The sequence below is a fragment of the Streptomyces sp. NPDC045998 genome (assembly GCF_056430285.1).
The window spans coordinates 310,852-333,122 of the sequence record NZ_JBWKLJ010000002.1 but is presented as its reverse complement, the minus strand read 5'-3'; the positions used below and the strand labels follow the sequence as shown (position 1 = coordinate 333,122).

18 protein-coding genes and 1 pseudogene are annotated in these 22,271 nt (G+C 73.9%); 5 read left to right on the top strand and 14 right to left on the bottom strand.

Features of this window, described 5'->3' with window-relative positions; all coding sequences use genetic code 11:
• Nucleotides 1-4 precede the first annotated feature (4 nt).
• The 13 genes from AC07FJ_RS06445 to AC07FJ_RS06385 all read right to left on the bottom strand — a co-directional run bounded on the left by AC07FJ_RS06445 (nt 5) and on the right by AC07FJ_RS06385 (nt 14,934).
• Nucleotides 5-685 (bottom strand): phosphorylase family protein, encoded by a 681-nt coding sequence (locus AC07FJ_RS06445; RefSeq protein ID WP_479045920.1) that lies wholly within the window; start codon nt 683-685, stop codon nt 5-7.
• On the bottom strand, nt 685-2,718 hold the full coding sequence (gene shc / locus AC07FJ_RS06440) for a squalene--hopene cyclase (RefSeq protein ID WP_479045917.1): 2,034 nt from the start codon (nt 2,716-2,718) through the stop codon (nt 685-687). Before shc ends, AC07FJ_RS06445 begins: the two co-directional genes overlap by 1 nt.
• A gap of 155 nt (nt 2,719-2,873) precedes the next feature.
• On the bottom strand, nt 2,874-3,974 hold the full coding sequence (locus AC07FJ_RS06435) for a polyprenyl synthetase family protein (RefSeq protein ID WP_479045916.1): 1,101 nt from the start codon (nt 3,972-3,974) through the stop codon (nt 2,874-2,876).
• Nucleotides 3,971-5,488 carry a hydroxysqualene dehydroxylase HpnE gene (gene hpnE / locus AC07FJ_RS06430; RefSeq protein ID WP_479045914.1) on the bottom strand — a complete coding sequence of 506 codons (1,518 nt, stop codon included), beginning with the start codon at nt 5,486-5,488 and terminating at the stop codon, nt 3,971-3,973. The genes AC07FJ_RS06435 and hpnE overlap by 4 nt, the downstream gene beginning before the upstream one ends.
• A 22-nt stretch (nt 5,489-5,510) precedes the next feature.
• Nucleotides 5,511-6,449: a presqualene diphosphate synthase HpnD gene (gene hpnD / locus AC07FJ_RS06425; protein WP_479045912.1), complete on the bottom strand. Its 939-nt coding sequence runs from the start codon at nt 6,447-6,449 to the stop codon at nt 5,511-5,513.
• 8 nt (nt 6,450-6,457) lie between these two features.
• Nucleotides 6,458-7,363, bottom strand: coding sequence for a squalene synthase HpnC (gene hpnC, locus AC07FJ_RS06420; protein WP_479045909.1), 906 nt, complete (start codon nt 7,361-7,363; stop codon nt 6,458-6,460).
• 317 nt (nt 7,364-7,680) lie between these two features.
• Nucleotides 7,681-8,496 (bottom strand): ABC transporter ATP-binding protein, encoded by an 816-nt coding sequence (locus AC07FJ_RS06415; protein ID WP_479045907.1) that lies wholly within the window; start codon nt 8,494-8,496, stop codon nt 7,681-7,683.
• On the bottom strand, nt 8,489-9,427 hold the full coding sequence (locus AC07FJ_RS06410; RefSeq protein WP_479045904.1) for an ABC transporter permease: 939 nt from the start codon (nt 9,425-9,427) through the stop codon (nt 8,489-8,491). Before AC07FJ_RS06410 ends, AC07FJ_RS06415 begins: the two co-directional genes overlap by 8 nt.
• A gap of 97 nt (nt 9,428-9,524) precedes the next feature.
• Nucleotides 9,525-10,397, bottom strand: a complete 873-nt coding sequence (locus tag AC07FJ_RS06405) for a glycosyltransferase family 2 protein (RefSeq protein ID WP_479046915.1) — start codon at nt 10,395-10,397, stop codon at nt 9,525-9,527.
• Nucleotides 10,398-10,411: 14 nt separating this feature from the next.
• Entirely contained in the window at nt 10,412-11,191 is a 780-nt protein-coding gene (locus AC07FJ_RS06400; RefSeq protein ID WP_479045902.1) for a CDP-alcohol phosphatidyltransferase family protein, read from the bottom strand.
• Nucleotides 11,169-12,230, bottom strand: a complete 1,062-nt coding sequence (locus tag AC07FJ_RS06395) for an iron-containing alcohol dehydrogenase family protein (protein ID WP_479045900.1) — start codon at nt 12,228-12,230, stop codon at nt 11,169-11,171. The genes AC07FJ_RS06400 and AC07FJ_RS06395 overlap by 23 nt, the downstream gene beginning before the upstream one ends.
• The gene (locus AC07FJ_RS06390; RefSeq protein ID WP_361415344.1) at nt 12,218-12,967 is read right to left on the bottom strand and encodes a phosphocholine cytidylyltransferase family protein; all 750 of its coding nucleotides are present in this window, start codon (nt 12,965-12,967) and stop codon (nt 12,218-12,220) included. Before AC07FJ_RS06390 ends, AC07FJ_RS06395 begins: the two co-directional genes overlap by 13 nt.
• A complete protein-coding gene (locus AC07FJ_RS06385) occupies nt 12,964-14,934 on the bottom strand; it encodes a DUF5941 domain-containing protein (protein ID WP_479045898.1) in 1,971 nt (656 codons plus the stop codon). The genes AC07FJ_RS06390 and AC07FJ_RS06385 overlap by 4 nt, the downstream gene beginning before the upstream one ends.
• Before the next feature lie 348 nt (nt 14,935-15,282).
• On the opposite strand from AC07FJ_RS06385, the gene galE reads away from it, so the two are divergent.
• The 4 genes and pseudogenes from galE (at nt 15,283) to idi (ending at nt 19,332) form a co-directional block, all read left to right on the top strand.
• Nucleotides 15,283-16,266, top strand: coding sequence for a UDP-glucose 4-epimerase GalE (galE, locus tag AC07FJ_RS06380; RefSeq protein WP_479045896.1), 984 nt, complete (start codon nt 15,283-15,285; stop codon nt 16,264-16,266).
• 161 nt (nt 16,267-16,427) lie between these two features.
• Entirely contained in the window at nt 16,428-17,369 is a 942-nt protein-coding gene (locus tag AC07FJ_RS06375; protein WP_479045894.1) for a cation diffusion facilitator family transporter, read from the top strand.
• 149 nt (nt 17,370-17,518) lie between these two features.
• A pseudogene (locus AC07FJ_RS06370) lies at nt 17,519-18,667 on the top strand (class I SAM-dependent methyltransferase).
• Between the two features lie 71 nt (nt 18,668-18,738).
• The gene (gene idi / locus AC07FJ_RS06365) at nt 18,739-19,332 is read left to right on the top strand and encodes an isopentenyl-diphosphate Delta-isomerase (RefSeq protein ID WP_479045893.1); all 594 of its coding nucleotides are present in this window, start codon (nt 18,739-18,741) and stop codon (nt 19,330-19,332) included.
• Nucleotides 19,333-19,353: 21 nt separating this feature from the next.
• Here idi and AC07FJ_RS06360 read toward each other — a convergent pair whose 3' ends face one another.
• On the bottom strand, nt 19,354-21,342 hold the full coding sequence (locus tag AC07FJ_RS06360) for an AfsR/SARP family transcriptional regulator (protein WP_479045890.1): 1,989 nt from the start codon (nt 21,340-21,342) through the stop codon (nt 19,354-19,356).
• Between the two features lie 285 nt (nt 21,343-21,627).
• Between AC07FJ_RS06360 and AC07FJ_RS06355 the strand changes: the two genes are divergently transcribed.
• The gene (locus tag AC07FJ_RS06355) at nt 21,628-22,242 is read left to right on the top strand and encodes a D-sedoheptulose-7-phosphate isomerase (RefSeq protein ID WP_468283496.1); all 615 of its coding nucleotides are present in this window, start codon (nt 21,628-21,630) and stop codon (nt 22,240-22,242) included.
• Nucleotides 22,243-22,271 lie beyond the last annotated feature (29 nt).

The following is a 22,271-nucleotide window of genomic DNA, read 5'->3' as shown; positions in this document are numbered from 1 at the left end:
TGGCTCACCTCCTGGGGAGCAGCAAAGAACGGTGCCATTCATAGAAAGCAGGCAATACGGCTTGAAGAACGCGGAATGCAGATATTCCCCCGCGCACCGTGCCGATCCGGACGAGTTCGTGCTCAGGAGCATCCACGACCACTCGGACGGCCGCAACCGGGCGCGGCCCGGCGCTCAGCGCGGCACCGAGGGTGGCGGCCGACTCCATGTCCACCGCGATGGCGCCGGTGGCGCGCAGCGCGGACCGCTCCTGTCCGCGTACGACGTGGTCGGAGCCGGTCAGCGGGCCGGTGTGGACCGCGCGGCGCCCGGGCACCGCGCCGGTCAGCGCCTTGACCAGCAGCTCCGTGCCGGTGCAGGCGGACCGGCCACCCGGCCCCCAGGTCTCGTCGGCCACGACCAGGTCCCCCGGGTGCATCCCCGGGGCCAGGCCCGCGCAGAAGCCGGAGGCCACGACCGCGGCGCCCCGCAGCGGTGCACCGGCGAGCGCCCGGGCCACCGCCCGCTCGGCGCTCGCGGGCCCCATGCCCGTGCGCAGCACGGTCACCGGGCCGGGCGCGGCTCCGTGGCGCCGCCGGCCGCGCAGCGCGAGGCGCTCGATGCCGAGCGCACAGGCGATGAGCAGCGGCGGGACCACGGGCTCGCCGGAACCGGGTGGCTCCGGCCGCTCCGGTTCGGCCGCCATCAGGCCCCCTTGTCGAGCGCGCCGGAGCGGCCGAAGGAGGGCTCGCCGTGGACGTACCGGCCGAGCGCGGTGAGCGGGAAGACCTGCCGGTACAGGTGGTAGTTGATGGAGAAGTCCCACGGGAAGCCGGTGCCGGTGAAGTACGGCTCGTCCCAGGAGCCGTCCTCGCGCTGGGTGGCGGTCAGCCAGCGGACGCCGCGCTCCACCGCCTGCGAGTCGCGCTCCCCCGCCGCGAGGAGCGCCATCAGCGCCCAGGCGGTCTGGGAGGCGGTGGAGGCGCCGTGGCCGATCCACTCCTCCTCCCGGTAGGAGCGCAGGTCCTCGCCCCAGCCGCCGTCGTCGTTCTGGACGGACTCCAGCCAGGCGACGGCGCGGCGGATCGCCGGGTGCGAGCCGGGCAGGCCGGCCGCGGTGAGCGCGGGCACCACGGACCCGGTGCCGTACACGTAGTTGACGCCCCAGCGTCCGAACCAGGCGCCGTTCGCCTCCTGTTCGGCGAGCAGCCACTCGATGCCCCGGCGCGTACGGGGGTGGTGGGCCTTGCCCTCGTGCGCGAGCATCTCCACCACGTGTGCGGTGACGTCGGCGGACGGCGGGTCGATGACCTCGCCGAAGTCGCAGAACGGCAGCCGGTTCGGGAAGGGGCTGGTGTTGTCGGCGTCGAAGGCGGCCCAGCCGCCGTCGCGCGACTGCATGCCGACGGTCCAGTTGGCACCGCGCCGGACCGCCGCCTCGATCTGCTCCGGGTCGGGGTGCTTGACCCGGCGCAGCGCGAGGATCACCTCGGCGGTGTCGTCGATGTCGGGGTAGGTGTCGTTGTGGAACTCGAACGCCCAGCCGCCGGGGGTGAGTCCGGGGCGCTGGACGGCCCAGTCGCCGGGGCGGACGATCTCCTCGCCGAGCATCCAGTCGGCGGCCTTGACCAGCGCCGGGTGGTCGGGGCGCAGGCCCGCGTCGACGAGCGCGATGGTGGCGAGGCAGGTGTCCCAGACGGGCGACTGGCAGGCCTCGATCATGCGGGCGCCGTCCTCGCGCCAGACGGCGAACCGGTCGAGGGACTCCAGGCCCGCGCGCATCACCGGGTGTTCCAGGTCGTAGCCGAGCAGGTGGAGCGCGATCAGGGAGTAGACGGCGGGTGGCTGGATGCCGCCCCAGCAGCCGTCGTTCTCCTGCCGTTCGATGATCCAGCGGGCGGCGGTGTTCATCGCGGCCTTGCGCAGCCGGCGGGGGGCGACCCGGTGGTAGGCGTGCAGGGCCCTGTCGAGCCGCTGGAAGGCTCCTTCCCAGGTGCCGACCGGGGCGAGGGGCTTGGACGGGTGGGGTACCCGGGGGTCGGTGTGCAGCTCGTCGAGCGCGAACGGCGCGGGGCGGACGGGCCGCTTCGCCGAGACGATGGTGAGCGGCACGATGGTCTGCCGGGCCCAGCAGCCGAAGTCGTAGATGTTGAGCGGGAACCACCGGGGCAGGAAGATCAGCTCGGGCGGCAGCTCGGGCAGGTCCTCCCACTTCCACCAGCCGAACAGGGCCAGCCACATGCGGGTGAAGACGCGGGCGGCGGCGATACCGCCGCGCTCCCGGATCCAGGCCGCGGCGCGGGCCATGTGCGGGGCGTCGGGCGGGTCGCCCGCGAGCCGCAGGGCGACGTACGCCTCGACGGTGGCGGAGAGTTCGCCGGGTCCGCCGTAGAAGGTGGCCCAGGTGCCGTCCTCGCGCTGTTCGCCGCGGATGTGCAGGGCGGCGGCGCGGGTGATCGTGTCGTCCTGGATCCCGAGGAACTGCCGGAGCATGAGGTCCTCGGCGTCCATGGTGACGTTGGTCTCCAGGTCGCCCTTCCACCAGCCCTCGGCGTCCTGCCGTTCGAGGAGGTGGGCGATGGACCGTTCGGTGGCCCGGGCGGCGGCTTCGCGGACGTCGCCCGCCGCCGGGGGCGCCGGGCTCGTAGGCGGCGTGGGCCTCGTAGGAGTGGTGGTCGTGGTGGCCGAGGCGGCGCGGGGGTCGAGGGCCCCGGTGCTTCCGTCGGTCGTCGCTGTCATGGCTTCCCCTTCGTGCAGTGGATGTGCTGCGGCTACGGGTGGGCCGTCGGCCGGTGCACGCGGGGGCACCGGCCGGCGACTAGCGATTCATATGGTGCGGATGGTGGTGGGGACGGAGGTGCGGACGGGGGTGGTGATGTCGGTCCCGATGGCGGTCATCGCTTTCGTACGACGACGAAGTCCGCGAGCGCGATGAGCTGGGCGCGGACCCGTTCCGGCATGTCGACCCGGTACAGGGCCTCGATGGCGACGGCGTGCTGGCGGCGGGCCTCCTGGGAGGTCCACTCGCGGCCGCCCGCCTCCTCGATGAGGGCCGCCCGCATGGCGAACTCCTCCTCGGAGAAGCTCTCGAGGTCGGTGCTCTTGGCGTCGGCCGTCAGCAGCTCGCCCAGGCGCTCGGAGGCCGGACCGCCCGCGGCGAGGGCGGCGACGACCGGCAGGGACTTCTTGCGCTGGCGCAGATCGCTCCAGGTCTGCTTCCCGGTGGCCTCCGGGTCGCCCCAGATGCCGAGCAGGTCGTCGATGGCCTGGAAGGCGAGGCCGAGGTGGTAGCCGTACGCCTCCAGCGTGTCGGCGGTGCGGTCGTCGGCGCCGCCGAGGACGGCCCCGATGGAGCAGGCGCAGGCGAGCAGGGCGCCGGTCTTGTTGCCCTCCATCTCCAGGCACTCCTCGACGGTGACCCGCTCGCGGTGCTCGTAGGAGATGTCCTGGGCCTGGCCGTCGATGAGCTTGCGGGTGGCGGTGGTCAGCCGCCGCGTGGCGCGGCCGGCCTCGACGGTGCCGAGCTCCAGCAGCAGCTCGTTGGCGAGGGCGAAGAGCGCGTCGCCGACGAGGATGGCCTGGGCGGGGCCGTGGACCTTCCACACGGTGTCGCGGTGGCGGCGCTGCTCGTCGCCGTCCATCAGGTCGTCGTGCAGGAGCGAGAAGTTGTGCACGAGCTCCACGGCGACGGCGCCGGGTACGCCGGTCTCCGGCTCCGCGCCGGCCGCCTCCGCGGACAGCAGGGCGAGCGCGGGGCGCACGGCCTTGCCGCTGTCGCCGTCGGCGGGCAGGCCGTGGGCGTCGATCCAGCCGAAGTGGTACGCGGCGACGGTGTCCATGGGCGGCGCGAGCCGCTTCACGGCCTCGCGCAGAACCGGGGTGGACATGGTCCGCCCGCGCTCCAGCAGGGCGGTGACGTCCACGGTGTCGACGGCCGGATTCACCGGGGGCACAGTCGGCACGGTCTCTCCTCTTGTTCCAGTACTCAGGCTCATGCCGCCTCCTCGAGCGGATGTACATGGGGGCGGCCGAGTGCCGAGAGGGCGGCGCCCGCGGCGCTGAGGCCGCTGCGTACCGCTCCCTCCATGGTGGCGGGCCAGCCGGTGGCGGTCCACGCGCCCGCCAGGTACAGGCCGGGTGCGCGGGTGTGGACGGTGGGGCGCAGCCGTCCGACGCCGGGCGTGGGGGCGAACGTCGCCGTCCGCTCCCGGGTGACGAAGAAGTCGCGCACCTTCGCGCCGCGCGCGGCCGGCAGCAGCCGTTCCAGCTCCGGCAGGTAGCGCTCGCGCAGGACGGCGACGGGCTCGTCGATCTCGTCGCCCGCGGCGGACTGGGACAGCGCCAGGTACTGGCCGTCGGTGTATCCGGAGGCGTCGGTGCGGTCGAAGACCCACTGGACCGGGGAGCCGAGGGCGGTGAAGAAGGGTTGGCGCAGTACCTTGCGGTCGTACAGGACGTGGACGTTCAGGATCGGCGCGGTGCCGATGTCGAGGAGGGCGCCGGGGTCGTCGAGCGCGCCGTGCGGGAGCAGGCCGTGGGCCTCGTACTGCGGTACGGCGAGGACGACGGCGTCCGCCTCCAGGGTCTCGCCGGGCAGCTGGACGTGCCAGCGGCCGCCCGCGGCGCGGGAGACGGCGGTGGCCTTGGCCCGCAGCTCGGTGCGGACGCCGGCGGCGTCGAGGGCCTTGCGGGCGAGGGTGTCGTGCAGGTCGCCGAGCGGGACGCGGGCCCAGCCGATGTCGGCGGCGCCGGGGTCGGTCAGGAGGGCGGTCTTGAAGACCATCGCGGCCAGGCCCATGGAGGAGTGCGGCGCGGTGGCGTTGAGGGTGGCGACGCCGATCAGGTCCCACAGGGCCTCGACGGTGCGGGGCGACTGGCCGTGGCGGGTGAGCCAGGTGGCGAAGTCGATGCCGTCGAGGGCGGGGTCGGCCGGGTCGAGCTTCTTCAGGGCGAGGGCGGCGCGTCCGACGCTCGCGCGCTCGGTGAGCGAGAGGTGCGGGTAGGTCGCCAGGCTCGCGGCGAGGTGGAGCGGTACGGGCAGGGCGGTGCGGCGCAGCCGGCCGAGGCGGGGTCCGCGCGGGTGGGCCACGTCGAGGACGGGTACGTCGAGCCGCGGCTGCAGCGGGGCGAGGTGGGCGCCGCCGACGCGGTCGAGGAACCAGCGGTAGGCGGTACAGCAGCGGAGGTAGACGTGCTGGCCGTTGTCGACGGTGAGGTCGCCGCGCTTGAAGGAGAAGGCGAGGCCGCCGAGGCGGCGCCGCCCTTCGAGGAGCGTGACGCGGGTGCCCGCCTCGGCGAGGCGCAGCGCGGCGGTGATCCCGGCGAGCCCGCCGCCGACGACCACGGCGTGCCGCTCCCGTGCCGGGTCGGCGCCGTCGGGCACGGCGCGCGGTGCCGACGGCCCGGCGGCCGTGGAGCGCCGGGGCGCCGGGGCGCCTTGCCTGCGCGTCTCGGGCGCCGCCGACGGATCGGCGGCGGCGTGGCGCGGTGCCGGTTCGTCGCCGCTCATGCGCCCTCCTCGGATGCGGTCATCAGGCGTGCCTCCGGACGGTCTGCCGGGAGATGGTCCGGGCGTCCAGGCCGGACAGGCCGCGTACGGCGACGTACGCCTTCTCCCGGCCGGGCAGGGAGACGCGGCCGCGCAGCACGGCGAGCGGGTCGCGCTCGATGCGGTCGAGGAGGCGCCGGTAGATGCCGGCCATCGCGGCGACGCAGGCGCCGCTGCGCCGGTCGAGCATGGGCAGCAGCCGGTAGCCCTCGGCGAACAACGCGCGGGCGCGGCGGACCTCGTAGTGGACGAGCCCGGTGAAGTCGGCGCCGGGCCTCGGGGTGGCGGCGCGGAAGCCGTCCGTGCAGCCGAACCTGGCGAGGTCGTCGGCGGGGAGGTAGGTGCGGCCGTTGGCCGCGTCCTCGCGGACGTCCCGGAGGATGTTGGTCAGCTGGAGCGCGAGTCCGAGCGTGTCGGCGTACTCGGCGGCGCGTTCGGTGGAGCGGGCGCCGGGGGTGGTGCCGAAGATGGAGAGCGAGAGCCGCCCGACGGCGCCCGCGACGCACCGGCAGTACACCTTGAGGCCGTCCCAGGTCTCGTACGTCTCGCCGCGTACGTCCATCAGGACGCCGTCGATGAGCTCGTCGAGCGCGCCGAGGGGCAGCGGGAAGCGGCGCGCGGCGTCGCTGAGGGCCACGGCGACCGGGTCGGTGTCGTCCTCGTCGACGGCGTCCTTGCGGATGCGGTCGAGCAGGCCGCGGGTGGCGTCGAGCCGGTCCTCCTTGGCGACCGGGTCGAGCCGGCCGTCGCCGATGTCGTCGACCCGCCGCGAGAACGCGTACAGCGCCGACATGGCCTGGCGCTTCTCGGTCGGCAGCAGGCGGATGCCGTACGCGAAGTTGCGGGCCTGCCGGCCGGTGACGGCCTCGCAGTAGCTGTACGCGGCCTGCACGGGCGCGGACATGGGCGTGTGTCCTTCCATGGTCCCGCTCACCCCTTTCTGCGCGCGCTTCGCAGGACGGCTCCCGTTCGGCGCAGCAGTCGCGGCTTGGTGGCCCTGGGCGGCCCGGGCAGTACGTCGTGGCCGGCGGCCGCGATCGCGTCGAGCTGGGCGTGTCCGCCGCCGACGAAGCCGGCGAGCAGCAGGCGCAGCCTGCCGTGGACGCTGCCGACGAGGGGGGCGCCCTCGTCGAGGAGGCGGCGGGCGCGCTCCGCCTCGTAGGCGATGAGCGCGCGGACGGAGGCGCCGGCGGTGGGGCGGGCGAGGTCGTCCTCGGTGACGTGGAACCGCTTCATGTCCGCGGCGGGGAGGTAGATCCGGTCGCGGGCGAGATCCTCGGCGACGTCCTGGAGGTGCTCGACGATCTGGAGCGCGGTGGAGACGGCGTCGGCGTGGCGGACGCGCTCGGGGGTGGTGGTGCCGGTGACGCCGAGGACGAGGCGGCCGACGGGGTTGGCGGAGAGCTCGCAGTACGCGACGAGGTCGTCGTACGTCTGGTAGCGGCGTACCAGCTGGTCCTGGCGGTTGGCCGCGATCAGGCCCAGGAACGGCTCGGGGGGCAGGGCGTGGCGTCGCACGGTGGGCTGGAGGGCGCGCAGCAGCGGGTGGGCGGGGACGGAGTCGAAGACGCGGTACAGGTCCGCCTCGAAGGCGTCGAGGAGGGCGAGCCGGTCCGTCTCGCCCTCGGCGCCCAGGTGGCGGGCGTCGGCGCCGCCGGGGGCGAGGTCGCCGTCGCCGATGTCGTCGACGAGCCGGGCGTAGCCGTAGATCGCCATCAGGTCGTCCCGCCAGGCGGCGGGCAGGAAGAAGGGGGCCACGGGGAAGTTCTCGTGCGCGGCCTTGTCGAGTGTGGTGCGCGAGGAGGCGTCGGGGCGCACTTGCCGGGTGGCTGTCACCGCGGACTGCCCGGCACGGGGACGGCGGCACTCTCGCGGAGCTGGAGATCTTCCGTCAATGCCGTCACGTCTCCCGTTCTACACTGCCGACCCAAAACATCCCATTTCGGACACGCCGCCGGACCTCCGGAGTGGCGGGACCCGGGCGGTATCGCCCCACTTGCCGTGAATCGGCACCGGCACAGCTTACGTTGTACAACGCCCGGGCCCCCGTCGGGGCGTTCCACACGGGGGAACACACGCACGAACGGCACGGCGCGAGCCGCCCGCCGGAAGGGCCCCCGCCGACTGCTGCGGCAGGGGCCCTTCCGACGGGATCACGGCTTGCTCGTCTCCTTCTCGTACGCCTGGAGGACCTCTTCGGTCGGGCCGTCCATCAGGAGCTCGCCCTTCTCCAGCCACAGGACGCGGTCGCAGGTGTCCCTGATCGACTTGTTGCTGTGGCTGACGAGGAAGACGGTGCCGGCCTCCTTGCGCAGCTCGCGGATGCGCTCCTCGGAGCGGATCTGGAACTTCCGGTCACCGGTGGCCAGGGCCTCGTCGATCATCAGGACGTCGTGGTCCTTGGCCGCCGCGATGGCGAACCGGAGGCGGGCGCCCATGCCGGAGGAGTACGTCCGCATGGGGAGGGTGATGAAGTCACCCTTCTCGTTGATGCCCGAGAAATCCACGATGTCCTGGTAGCGCGAACGGATCTCCTCGGGCGACATGCCCATGGCCAGGCCGCCGAGGATGACGTTGCGCTCGCCGGTCAGGTCGCCCATCAGCGCCGCGTTCACGCCGAGCAGCGAGGGCTGGCCGTCGGTGTAGACCTTGCCGCTCTCGCAGGGCAGCAGGCCGGCGATGGCCCGCAGCAGGGTGGACTTGCCGGAGCCGTTGGTGCCGATGAGGCCGATGGCCTCACCCCGGTACGCCGTGAAGGAGACGCCGCGCACGGCGTGCACCTTGCGCACGCCGCGCGACTCGCCCTTGTCGCGCCGGATTATGCGGTTCAGCGCGGCGGTGGCGCTGCCCTTGCCCGACGAACCGCCGTTGACGCGGTACACGATGTGCACCTCGTCGGCGATGACCGTGGGGACGCGGGCCCCGGCCGCGGCACCCGCCGCGGCGGTCGCCTGGGTGTTGTCAGCCACGGCCGTACCGGTCCTCTGCCTTCCAGAAGTACACGAAGCCGCCGACGCCGACGAGGACCGCCCACAGCAGGGCCGCGAGCCAGACGTGCGCCGGGAGGTTCTCGGCGCCGTACCCGTCGATCAGCGCGAAGCGGATCAGGTCCATGTAGATCGCCGCCGGGTTGTACATCAGGACGTTGGCGATCCACTCCGGCTTGTCCGCGAGCATCACCCGGATCGAGAACATCACGCCGGACGCGTACATCCACGTCCGCAGGATGAAGGGCATCAGCTGGGCGAGGTCCGGCGTCTTGCTGCCGAGACGGGCCAGGATCAGCGCGAGACCGGTGTTGAACACGAACTGCAGGGCCAGCGCGGGCAGGATCAGCAGCCAGCTCAGCGAGGGGTAGCTGCCCATCGCCGCCACGATGACGAACAGCACGATCATCGAGTACAGCAGCTGCTGGAGCTGCTGCAGGGCGAACGAGATGGGCAGGGAGGCGCGGGGGAAGTGCAGCGCCCGCACCAGCCCGAGGTTGCCGGAGATCGCGCGTACGCCCGCGATCACGCAGCTCTGGGTGAAGGTGAAGACGAACACACCCGTCACCAGGAACGGGATGTACACCTCCTTCGACATGCCCTTCGCGGCGTTCAGGATCAGGCCGAAGATCAGGAAGTAGATCAGCGCGTTCAGCAGCGGCGTGACCACCTGCCACAGCTGTCCGAGCTTGGCCTGGCTGTACTGGGCCGTGAGCTTGGCGCGGGAGAAGGTCAGGATGAAGTGGCGCCGGCCCCACAGCTGCCGGACGTACTGGGGCAGGCTGGGCCGGGCACCGCTCACCGAGAGGCCGTACTTGGCGGCCAGTTCCGCCGGGGACAGACCGTCGTCCGGAGATGGCGGGGCGGAGGCCGCGGTCACGGCGATCGCTCCGTCATGGGTTGTCTCACTCACCAGTTGAAACTTTCGTGTTCAAGATGCGCGGCGGGGGTGGGCGCGGGACGGCCGGCGGGCCCTCCCGGTGCGCCCGGGGTTTGTCGGTACGAGCTTGTCAGATGACGGGGGGCCGGCCCAGTCTGGTCAGCCGCCATACCGTACGCCACTTCATGGGCCGCCGGGGTCCGCAGGGGCTGGTCCAGCCCTCCTTGAACCCGCCGAACCAGGCCTTCAGCGCCGGGACGGAGGGGCGCCGCGCCAGCGTGAGCAGCAGCCAGACGCCGAGGTAGAGCGGCACCAGGGGCGCGGGGAGGTTCCGGCGGGCCAGCCAGACGCGGTTGCGGGCGACCATCCGGTGGTAGACCACGTGCCGGGAGGGCGCGGTCGCCGGGTGGAGCAGCACCATGTCCGAGCGGTAGTCGATCATCCAGCCGGCGTCGAGCGCCCGCCAGGCGAGGTCGGTCTCCTCGTGCGCGTAGAAGAACTCGCCGGGCAGCTGGCCCGCGTCGGCGAAGACCTTCGTACGGACGGCGTTGGCGCCGCCGAGGAAGGTCGTCACCCGCGAGGAGCGCATCGGGTCGGAGGCGCGCAGCCGGGGGACGTGGCGGCGCTGGGTGACGCCGGTGTCCGGGTCGGCGATCCGGAAGCTGATGATGCCCAGCTTCGGGTCGGCGGCGAACGCCTCGCGCACCAGCTCGGCCGTGTCCGTGTTCGGCAGCAGGCCGTCGTCGTCCAGGAAGAGCAGGGCGTCGACGTCGGAGCCGTTCGGGCCGAAGGCCTCGATGCCGACGTTGCGGCCGCCGGGGATGCCCAGGTTCTCCGGGAGGTCGACGGTGCGTACGCCCTCGGGGACGCCGGTGACGGGAGCGCCGTTGCCGACGACGACGATGTCGACCGGGTCGCCGTCCTGCTTGCGGACGGAGTCGATCAGGGCGCGCAGGTCGTCGGGGCGGTTGCCCATGGTGATGATGACGGCGCCGAGCTTCATCGCGGTCACGGCGCTCACCTCAGCCTGCTGGAGACGAGGACCGACACCAGGTGCAGCAGCGTCTGGAGCAGCGCGATGCCCGCCAGTACCGCCACGCCGAGGCGCGAGAAGAACAGGTCGCCGCGGACCTGGTCCACGACCGCCAGCACCAGGATGAGCAGGGACGCCTCGATGCCGAGGACCAGCCGGTGGAACTTGAGCGCGGCGGCGGCCCGGCGGGCCAGCGCCATGCCGGAGGAGCGCGGCTCGGCGGCCGCGTCCTTGACCGGCGGCAGGCCGCCCTGGTGGCGGGCGACGCCGACGAGGTCGGTCTCCGCCTTGATCAGGATCGCGCCGAGCGCCGCGAGGGTGCCGAGGAAGGCCCACAGCCAGTCGATCCGGCCGCCGCCCCACAGGTCCGCGGCGCGCAGGCCGAAGCCGACCAGGACCGCCGCGTCGCAGAGGTAGGCGCCGACCCGGTCGAGGTACACGCCGGAGAGCGAGAACTGCTTCTTCCAGCGGGCGACCTCGCCGTCGACGCAGTCGAGCAGCAGGTAGAGCTGGACCGCGACCACACCGAGGACCGCGCCCCAGACGCCCGGCACCAGCAGCGCCGGGGCGGCCAGCACGCCGGCGAGGGTCATCACGTACGTGAGCTGGTTCGGCGTGACCCGGGTGGTGACCAGGAGCCGCGTGACGCGCAGCGAGATCTCGCGCATGTAGAGGCGGCCGCCCCAGTGCTCACCGCTGCGCCGGTCCTTCACTCCCTCCGGGTGAACGACCGGGCGGAGTTCAGCTACGGATGGTCTTGGCATAGTCGGCGTACGCGTCCCTGATCTGGTCGGTGGACAGGTCGAGGTGCTCCAGGATGGTGAAGCGACCGGGGCGGGTCTGCGGCGCGTACTCCACGGCCGCGACGAACTCGTCCGCGGAGAACCCGATCTCCTCGGGCAGCACCGGCAGGCCGTGCCTGCGCAGCACCTCGGCGAAGAGCCCGGACTGCTCGCGGGCGCCGCGCAGGTGCATCGCGAAGGCGGCGCCGAGTCCCACCTGCTCGCCGTGGAGCGCGGAGCGTCCCGGGTGGAGCAGGTCGAAGGCGTGGGAGATCTCGTGGCAGGCGCCCGACGAGGGGCGGGAGTCGCCACTGATCGACATGGCGATGCCGGACAGGACCAGCGCCTCGGCCAGCACGATGAGGAACTCGTCGTCGCCGACGCCGCCCGGGTGGCGCAGCACGGACTCGCCGGCCGTCCGGGCCATGGCGGCGGCCAGGCCGTCGACCTGCTCGCCGGTGTGGCGGTGCGACAGCTCCCAGTCGGCGATCGCGGAGATGTTGGAGATCGCGTCGCCGATGCCGGAGCGGACGAACCGGGCCGGCGCCTCGCGGATCACGTCGAGGTCGATGACCATGGCGATCGGCGAGGGGACGCCGTAGGAGCCGCGGCCGTTGTCGTTGTCGAGGATCGAGACCGGCGAGCAGATGCCGTCGTGCGAGAGGTTCGTCGCGACGGCGACCATGGGCAGGCCGACGCGCGCCGCGGCGTACTTCGTCACGTCGATGATCTTGCCGCCGCCGACGCCGACGACGGCGTCGTACCGCTTGCCCTTGATCTCGTCGGCGAGACGGACGGCGGAGTCGATGGTGCCGTCCGCGACGTCGTACCAGTCGGCGTCCGGGAGCAGCGGCGCGAGCTTCTCGCGCAGCGCCTGCCCGGAGCCGTTGCTGACCGCCATGGCGAGCTTGCCGGAGGCGGAGATGCGCTGGTCGGCGAGGAGGCCGGCCAGGTCGTCCATCGCGCCCCGGTGGATGTCGACGACGACCGGCGACGGGATGAGCCGGGTCAGTACAGGCACGCGATCTCACGGCCCTTCGCGAGGTCGTCGTGGTTGTCGATCTCGACCCACTTGACGTCGCCGATGGGCGCCACGTCGATCTGGAAGCCGCGGTGCACGAGCTCCTGGTAGCCGTCCTCGTAGTAGAGGTCGGGGTCGCGCTCGAAGGTGGCCTTCAGCGCGTCGGCGAGGTCGGCGGCGGCCTCGGGCTCGATGAGGGTGACGCCGATGTACTCGCCGGTGGCGGTGGCCGGGTCCATCAGCTTGGTGATCCGCTGGACGCCCTTGCCGTCGGCGGTGACGACCTTCATCTCCTCCTCGGCGAGGGTCTTCACCGTGTCGAGGGCGAGGATGATCCGCCGGCCGTCGCCGCGGGCGGCGAGGAGGGTCTCCTCGACGGAGACCGGGTGGACGGTGTCGCCGTTGGCGAGGATGACGCCCTGCTTCAGGACCTCACGGGCGCACCACAGGGAGTAGGCGTTGTTCCACTCCTCGGCCTTGTCGTTGTCGATGAGCGTGAGCTTCAGGCCGTACGTGGCCTCCAGCTCGGCCTTGCGCGCGTACACGGCCTCCTTGCGGTAGCCGACGACGATGGCGGCCTCGGTGAGGCCGACGGCGGCGAAGTTGGCGAGGGTCAGGTCGAGGACCGTCTTCTCGCCGGTTCCCGCCGGGTCCACGGGCACGAGGGCCTTCGGGAGCGTGTCGGTGTAGGGGCGCAGACGCCGTCCGGCACCGGCTGCCAGTACGAGGCCGATCATGCGGGTTCTCCTTCGTCGTGTACTGCGGGTGCTCCGGAGGACACCCAGAAGCGGATGGACTCCACGAGCACGACCAGCGCGACGGCCACCGCGAGGACGGTGAGCGCGAGGCTGAGGTGGTCGCCTGCCGTCAGGGTCGCGGCGAGGACCGCGACCACGAGCGTGCGGCCCTCGTGGCCGCCGATCGTCCGCACCAGCCACGCGGGCGGCGCGCCGGTGCCGCCGCGGATGCGGTAGACCGTGTCGTAGTGATGGTAGGCGACGGCCGCGACCAGGCCGAATGCCGCGGGCAGGGCTCCCGGGTCGTCGGAGCGGGCGGCGAGGACCAGGACGGTGACGTACTCGGCGGCCCGGAAGACGGGCGGGACGAGCCAGTCGAGGGCGCCCTCGAGGGGGCGGGCGACGGCCCCGCCCGCGAACACGGCGTACACGGCCGCGGCCATGACCGTGAAGGGGCTGCCGAAGGGCTCCAGGCAGACGAACGCCAGCAGGAACACGGCGCCGATCAGGCTGACGAGCGCGGGCGAACGGAAGATCGGGCGGACCGCCGGCCGCCGGCAGGCCCGGGCGACCAGCTCGGCGATCGGGCCGGAGTCGGCGAGGTCCGCGAGCGCCCGGGCGGCGCGGTCGGTGCGGCGGGCCTTGCGGGTCACCGAGCGCAGGAGGCGGCCGGCGGTGGTGTAGCAGGCGGCGAAGGCGCAGCCGACGAGGAGGGCGTAGAAGACGATGCGCGGCGTGGCGACGGCCGTGAGGACGGCGATCATGGCCCATCGTTCACCGATGGGCAGGACTATCATCCGGCGCGCCCAGACCGTCCAGCCGCGGCTGTCGAGCTTGTCGGAGAGCGCGGCGGTGGGGCTGGTGTTGGCAGTGGCGTCGTGGTTCGCCTCGTTGAAGGAGAAGTCCACGACGTGGCGGCAGGTCTGCAGGACCATCGCGCCGAGGGCCAGGGCCCATACGTCGTCCCCGCCGCGGGCTGCGCCGAGGGCGAGGCCCGCGTAGTAGGCGTACTCCTTGGCCCGGTCGAAGGTCGCGTCGAGCCAGGCGCCCATCGTGGAGTACTGCAGCGAGTAGCGGGCGAGCTGCCCGTCGGTGCAGTCGAGCACGAAGGAGAAGAGGAGCAGCACGCCCGCCGCGACGTACCCGCCCCGGGTCCCGGTCGCCGCGCAGCCCGCCGCGATCAGCGCGGTGAGCAGCGAGGCGGTGGTGACCTGGTTGGGCGTGAGGCCCCGGCGGGCGCACCAGCGGGCGAGGTAGCGCGAGTACGGGCTGATGAAGAAGGTGGTGAAGAACCCGTCGCGGGCCTTCACGGCGGAGCGCAGCCGTACGGCTTCGTCGTCGACGGCCTCGACGGCGTCCCGCGTCTCCTTGCGGCTCTGCGGGTCGGCCGGTACGGCGGCGACGAGCGTGCCGAACTCGGGCCGGTGGACGGCGACGCCGTCGGCGCGGAGCGCCTCGGCGAGGCGGTCGGGAAGGGTGAGGACACCGCCGTGGGCGTCGCCGCCCGGGGGGCGGGCGGCGGCCGGGGCCTGGGCGAGGCCCGGGGCCGCTTGAGCGGGGCCCGGGGCCGCTTGAGCGGGGCCCGGGGCAGCCGAGTCGGCGGGGCCGGCCTGCGGCGCGGCGCCGGACGGGGTGCCTGCGGTGGCGGGGGCCGTGTCCGCGGCCGTGCCGGTGCCCTGCGCGGCAGGGCCGTCGGCCGAAGCGGGCACGGCGTCGGCGCCGGAGGCGCCGGGCGCCGGGGTGGCGCCGGCGTCCGCGGCAGCGGCCGGGGAGGCGCCCGCCTTCGCGGCAGCGGCCGGGGAGGCGCCCGCCTTCGCGGCGGCGCTCAGCGTCGTCAGGGCGCGGCTCAGGGCCGGGCGGGCCTCGGGCTGGGCCGTCAGGGCGCCGGGGGCCGTGGCCGCCGGGAAGCGGGGGTCCGTCAGGGTCAGGCGGAGGGCGTGGACGTGGCCCACGAAGCGGGGGTCCACGACCGCGACGCGCTCGGCGGCCGGGACGGCGGCGAGCAGTGCGGCGGTCTCACGCGGGTCCGTGGCGACGCGGACGTCGAAGCCCAGCGACCGCAGATCGCCCTCGAGCGGCGATCCGGGTACCGGAGGACCGGTGAGGATGGCGGTCGACAGACGAACTCACTCCTTGGAGCCGAACGGGGACGGGTGCGGCGCGGCGGCACGCCGGGTGAGGCTATCCGATGAACGGAAGAGGAAGTTCACCGAGGCGTGACGCGGGCTCGCGGCGGCGCGGGGGGCCGAGATCATCATGGTGGATCCGCGCCTCGGCCCACAAACCGCGGTCGGCCAGGGCATAGGCTGGCCGTCATGACTTGGCTGATCACAGGCGGAGCGGGATACATCGGCGCCCACGTGGCGCACGCCATGGCGGAGGCCGGTGAGCGCGTCGTCGTGCTCGACGAGCTGTCCTCCGGCGTGCCCGGGCGGCTACCCGCCGGGATCCCCCTCGTCCGGGGGGCGGTCGCGGACCGGGAGCTGCTGGACCGGACGCTCGCCGAGCACGCCGTCACGGGTGTGGTGCACCTGGCGGCGAAGAAGCAGGTCGGCGAGTCGGTCGAGCGGCCGCTCCACTACTACCGGGAGAACGTCCACGGGCTGACCGTGCTGCTGGAGGCCGTGGTGGCCGCCGGGGTGCGGCGGTTCCTCTTCTCCTCGTCCGCCGCGGTGTACGGCGTCCCGGACGTGGAGCTGATCGGCGAGGACGCGCCGACCGCGCCCATCAACCCGTACGGCGAGACGAAGCTCGCGGGCGAGTGGCTGGTCCGCGCGACGGGGCAGGCGCACGGCATGGCCACGGGCTGCCTGCGCTACTTCAACGTGGCCGGGGCCGCGCGCCCCGAGCTGGCGGACACCGGCGTGTTCAACATCATCCCGATGTTCTTCGACCGGATCACGCGCGGCGAGGCCCCGCGGATCTTCGGCGACGACTACCCGACGCCGGACGGCACCTGCATCCGTGACTACATTCACGTCGCGGACGTCGCCGACGCGCACCTCGCCGTCGCCCGCCGGCTGGCCGACCAGGACGGCCCCGGGGACCTGACCGTGAACATCGGCCGCGGCGAGGGCGTCTCCGTGCGGGAGCTGGCGCGGGTCGTCTCCGAGGTGACCGGGGACACCACCGATCCGGTGGTGGGCCCGCGCCGCCCGGGTGACGCGGCCAAGGCCGTGGCGTCGGTCGAGCGGATCACCAAGGAGCTCGGCTGGACGGCGTCGTACGGCGTGCGCGCGATGGTCGAGTCCGCGTGGCAGGGCTGGTGCCTGCGCCACCCGGAGGCGCGCGGCCACTGAGGCCGCCTGGCGGCCACCGATACGCCCACCGCTCTGACCTGCGGGCATCACCGCAGGTCAGAGCATATGACAACGGTGTTCAGTCCCGGCTTGCACATACCCCCCACCCGTAGTTCACTGGCCGCTCGAACGAGGTTTCGCGAGCGGCTGGAGGCATGGGCATGGGGGCTGGGCACGACCACGGGCACACGCACGCGGGCCCGCCGCCGACGGGCACGGCGGCCGCCGCCTACAAGGGGCGGCTGCGGATCGCGCTGGCGATCACGCTCTCGGTCATGGTGGCGGAGGTCATCGGCGGTGTGCTGGCCGACTCCCTCGCGCTGATCGCCGACGCCGCCCACATGGCGACGGACGCGGTGGGCCTGGCGATGGCCCTGATGGCGATCCACTTCGCCGGCCGCCCGGCCACCGAGAAGCGCACCTTCGGATACGCCCGGGCCGAGATCCTCGCCGCGCTCGCGAACTGCCTGCTGCTGCTCGGCGCCGGCGGCTACCTGCTCATCGAGGCGGTGCAGCGGTTCATCACGCCGGCCGAGACGAAGGGCGGGCTGGCGATCGCGTTCGCGCTCTTCGGTCTGGTCGCCAACATGATCTCGCTCTCCCTGCTGGTACGGGGCCAGAAGGAGAGCATCAACGTGCGCGGCGCCTATCTGGAGGTGCTGGCCGACGCGCTGGGCTCCGTCACCGTCCTGGTCTCGGCGGGCATCATCTTGGCCACCGGCTGGCAGGCCGCCGACCCCATCGCGTCCCTGGTGATCGGCCTGATGATCGTCCCGCGCACGGTGAAGCTGCTGCGCGAGACCCTCGACGTGCTGCTGGAGGCGGCGCCCAAGGGCGTGGACATGGCGCAGGTGCGCGCCCACATACTGGCGCTGCCGAATGTGGAGGACGTCCATGATCTGCACGCCTGGACGATCACCTCGGGGATGCCCGTGCTGTCGGCGCATGTGGTGGTGACCCAGAGCGCTCTGGACTCGGTGGGGCACGAGAAGCTGCTGCACGAGCTCCAGGAGTGCCTGGAAGGCCACTTCGACGTCGAGCACTGCACCTTCCAGCTGGAGCCGAGCGGCCATGCGGCCCATGAGGCGCGGCTCTGCCACTGATAGGGTGCGGCCGTCCGTGCCTGTGAGAGGAGCTGAGGTTGATGACCGTCGCGGTGGTGTCCCGCTCGACCCGCAACCTCATCCCGCGGGTTCTCGGCTGACCTGACTCGTACGTCGGCCGGGCCCGCCCTCACACAAGGGTTTCCACGTTGTCCGACAACGCTCTGTACGACGCCTTCTTCGCCCTGCACCACGGTCTTCCCCGGCAGGGCCCCGGTTCCGACGACACCACGCGCCGGCTGCTCTCCCTCGCCGGCCCCCTGCCTCCGCGTCCCCGCGTGCTCGACCTGGGCTGCGGTCCCGGCCGGGCCGCCCTGCTGCTGGCGGCGGAGGCCGGCACGGCCGGCGCCGAGGTGACCGCCGTCGATCTGCACGAGCCGTTCCTCGCCGAGCTGCGGCGGGCCGCCGACGCCCGCGGGCTCGGCGCCTCCATCCGTACCGTCACCGCCGACATGGCCGAGCCGCCGTACGCCGACGGGTCCTTCGACCTCGTGTGGGCGGAGAGCTCGGCGTACGCCATCGGCTTCGACCGCGCGCTGCGCACCTGGCGGCGGCTGCTGGCGCCCGGCGGGGCGCTGGTCCTCACCGAGTGCGAGTGGACCGGCGGTGAGCCGTCCGCCGAGGCGCGGGCGTTCTGGGACGCGCACTACCCGCTGCGTACCACCGAGGCCAACACCGCCGCGGCCGTCGAAGCCGGCTACCGCGTGGTCGGCACGTACGCCCAGCCCGAGAGCGACTGGGACGAGTACTACGGCCCGCTCGGCGAGCGCGCCGACGCGGCCGATCCGGCAGCGCCCGGCATGGCCGAGGCGCTCGCCGCCACCCGCGCCGAGATCGCCCTGCGCCGCGAGCACGGCGCGGAGTACGGCTACCGGGGCTACGTCCTGCGGCCGGCCGACGGGCGCTGACGCACCCGGCTGATCACCCGGTGCCGGGGTGGGCGGTACCCCGGCACCGGCGCCGGCCCCGGTCACGGCGGCCGCGCACCAGCGGCGGGGCGCGGGGCCGGCGGTGGTCCGCGCGGTGCCGGCCGCGGCGCGACTGCGCGGGGAGCGGCTGCGCGGGGAGCGGCCGGTGCCGGCCCTCGGTCATCCGGAGTACTCCCCCCGCCCCGGTTTCGTACCGGCGTCGCGGTACGGCGTCGCAGCGCCCTCCGAGGCCCCGGCGAGGCGATGACGGCGCTGGTCATGGACGTCTCCGGGGCGGTCGCCGGGGGCCGGACGCGTAACCGCCGGCCCCCGGGGGCTGACCGCCCGTCACCCCGGTGGAGCAGACATCCCGGGCGCGGGGCGACGTGAGCCGACAAGCGGCTTTTGTGCGGCAGACTGAGACTGCCCCACAGGGCCGGTAACCGAAGCGAAGGATGGTCATGCCGATCACACCAGCCACGGCGGCGAGCAGCTCGTCGAACGGAGTCAAGCCATCGATCATGCTCGAACTGGTCGACGAGGACGGCACCACGATCGGCACCGCGGAGAAGCTGGCCGCCCACCAGCCGCCGGGGCAGCTCCACCGGGCCTTCTCGGTGTTCCTCTTCGACGAGGCGGGACGCCTGCTGCTGCAGCGGCGGGCGCTGGGCAAGTACCACTCCCCCGGCGTCTGGTCGAACACGTGCTGCGGGCACCCGTATCCGGGTGAGGCGCCGTTCGCGGCGGCCGCGCGGCGCGTGCACGAGGAGCTGGGCGTGTCGCCGTCGCTGCTCGCCGAGGCGGGCACGGTCCGCTACAACCACCCGGACCCGGCCTCGGGTCTGGTGGAGCAGGAGTACAACCACCTCTTCGTCGGAATGGTGCAGGCCCCGCTGCGGCCGGACGCGCAGGAAGTGGAGGCGACGGCGTTCGTGACGGCACGGGAGCTGGCCGAGCGGCACGCCGCGGAGCCGTTCTCGGCGTGGTTCATGACGGTGCTGGACGCCGCTCGTCCGGCGGTCAGGGAGCTGACCGGGGAGAGCGGCGGCTGGTGACCCCCGGCCCGGGTCGGGGGTTCAGCCGGGAGGCAGGTCGCGGGCGTAGAGGCGGAGCAGCTCGTGGAGCTCGTACCCGCCCGTCGGGGTCTGCTGGACCAGGCACTCGTCGAGCAGCTGGCCCAGCAGTTCCTCCGCCTCCCCCGCCCGGCGGGCACCGCCGAGGGCGGCGCCGGGCACGCCGGCCAGGCAGCGCAGCGTCCGGCGGCGGTGCGGTGGCAGCCTGCGGTACGACGTGTCGAACGCGGCCCGGACCGAGCGGCCGCCGACGCTGAGCCGGTCCAGCCGGGCGTCCTCCGGCTCCAGGCGCGCCGCGAGATCGGCGAGCCGCCACAGCGGCCGGGCCCGTAGCCGCAGGGCGGCCAGGGCGACCGCCAGCGGCAGCCGGCCGCACAGCGCGGCGATCCGCTCGGCGGCCGCCCGCTCGGCCGCCACGCGCTCCGCGCCCGCCACCCCGGCGAGCAGCGCGACGGACTCCTCGACCGTGAACGGGCCGAGCTGCACCGTGCGCGCCCCGGCCGGCGCCCAGCCGGCGCGGCGGCTGGTCACCAGGACGAGGGACGCCGGATCGCCCGGCAGCAGGGGGTCCGTCTGCCCGGGCCCGGTGACGTCGTCCAGCAGGATCAACGGGGCCCGGCCGTGCAGCCGGTCCCGGTAGAGCGCCGCCCGTTCCTCCACGCTGTCGGGGATCCGGTCCGGCGGAACGCCCAGCATCCGCAGGAACCGGGCGAGCACGGTGGCGGGGTCCATCGGCACCCGGCCGGGCGCGTGGCCCCGCAGGTGGGCGAAGAGCTGGACGTCGCCCACGTGGCCCGCCCGCACGGTCTCGTGTGCCAGGCGCACCGCGAGCCGCGTCTTGCCGACGCCCGGCATCCCGGTGATGACGCAGACGAGCGGCGCCGTGGCCTCCTGCCGCGCGCCCACCGCCTCCCGCACCCATGCGTGCACTTGGGCGCGCTCGGCTGCGCGCCCGGTGAACTCCGCGCTGTCGCCGGGCAGGGCCCGTACGGCGGGGGCGGGGCGACGCGCGGCCGCCGGTACCGGGGCCGGTGGCGGCACGGTCGGCGGGGTCGGGGCGGGCGGCACGGTCGATGGCGGCACGGTCGGCACGGTCGGCGGCGGCGGGGTCGGGGCGGGCGTGGCCGCGAGGGCCGCCGGGGCCCGTCCGCGTACCGGGCGGGGGGCGCGTACCGACGGGTCGTGGCGCGGCTCGTGCGCCGGTACGAGCCCGGGGGCGCGACGCGGTGCCGGCACGGTCCCGGGGCGCGGGCCGTCCAGCAGCCCGCGCCGTACCGCGGTGAGTTCCCCGCCCGGTGCCACCCCCAGCTCGTCGGCCAGCACCCCGGCCGCCTGCCGGTACACCTCCAGCGCCTCCGTGCGGCGCCCGGCCCGGCTCAACGCCCGCATCAGGTACGCCGTCAGACTCTCGTTCAGCGGGTACTCCGCGACCAGCGGGCGCAGCACCGTCACCGCCTCCGCCGAGCGCCCCTGGGCGAGCAGCACCTCGACGTACTGCTCGGCGACCGCCAGGCGCCGCTCGACCAGGCGCGCCGCCTCCGCCTGGAGCGCCGAGCCCAGCGGCAGGCCCTCCAGGGGGCGGCCGCGCCACAGGGCGAGCGCCCGGCCGAGGTGGCGGGCGGCGGCGGCGAGCTCCCCGCCCTCCGCGGCGAGGGTGCCGCGCGCCGCCAGGTCCTCGAAGACCTCGACGTCCACCTCGCCGGAACGGGTGCGCAGTTGGTAGCCGGGGGGCCGGGTGACCAGCAGCCGCGGCTCGCGGCCGTGGTCGCGCAGCCGCCGGCGCAGCCCGTTGACGTACGTGCGGATGTTGGAGCCGGGCGAGGCGGGAGGCTCCTCCCAGGCGGCGTCCATGACGTAGTCGACGCTCACCGTCTCGTTGGCGCGCAGCGCGAGCGACGCGAGGACGGCCCGCTGGCGCGGGCCGCCCAGGGGTAACGGCCCCGTGCCGTCGTCCTCGTACACCTCCAGGGGACCGAGCAATCCGTAACGCATCTCGCGGCCTTCCGGTCAGTTGCCTCCGACATGGGCCCGCGTCGAGTCTCATTTTTCGCGCCTTCCACACCTGGGCGGGGAGATTGTCCGGAACCGGGCGATGTGCTGGCGAGAAGCGGGCGCGGGGCCCGCCGCGCCGCCGGACGCCCCGGGGCCGGGCCGCCGCAGGGCGGGATCTGGGCGCTTTCTGTGCGGGGTCCGGTCGGCGGGCGGCGCACGCTGAGGACCCGTAAGTGACGTACCCGACGCAACCGATGTACGGACATACCGATCCGGAGGTCTGTGGTGCAGCACTACCAGTGGTTGAGCGAGAGGTTCTTCAGCAACACCGTGAACGGTCTGGGCACCGTGTCGCTGCCCGCCGTGGCGGACGCGGTCGAAGCGCTGGACGGCGTACGGCGGCGGGGTGGCCGGGTGTACGCCATGGGCAACGGCGGCAGCGCGACGACCGCCACCCACCTCGTGTGCGACCTGGTGAAGACGGCACGGCGGCCCACCGAGCCGCCGCTGCGGGCGTTCGCGCTCGCCGACAACATCGCCGTGCTGACGGCGTACGCCAACGACGTGTCGTACGCCGACGCGTTCGTCCGGCAGTTGACCGACCACGCCGAGCCCGGCGACGCGGTCGTCGCGATCAGCGCGAGCGGACGCTCGCCGAACATCGTCGCCGCGCTGCGCGCAGCGCGGCGGATGGGGCTGGTCTCCATCGGCATGCTGGGGTGCGGCGGCGGGACGGCCGCCGAGCTGGTCGACATCCCGCTGATCGTGGGCTCCGACGACTTCGGGGTGATCGAGACGGCGCACATCGCGATCGTGCACGCCTTCGCCGATGTGCTGCGGACCGCCGTCCCCGAGCCGGTCGGCGTCGCCGCCGCCTCCGCGACGGCGCGTACGCCGTGACGGGGGCGGCTCCCGGAGCCCAGGACGTC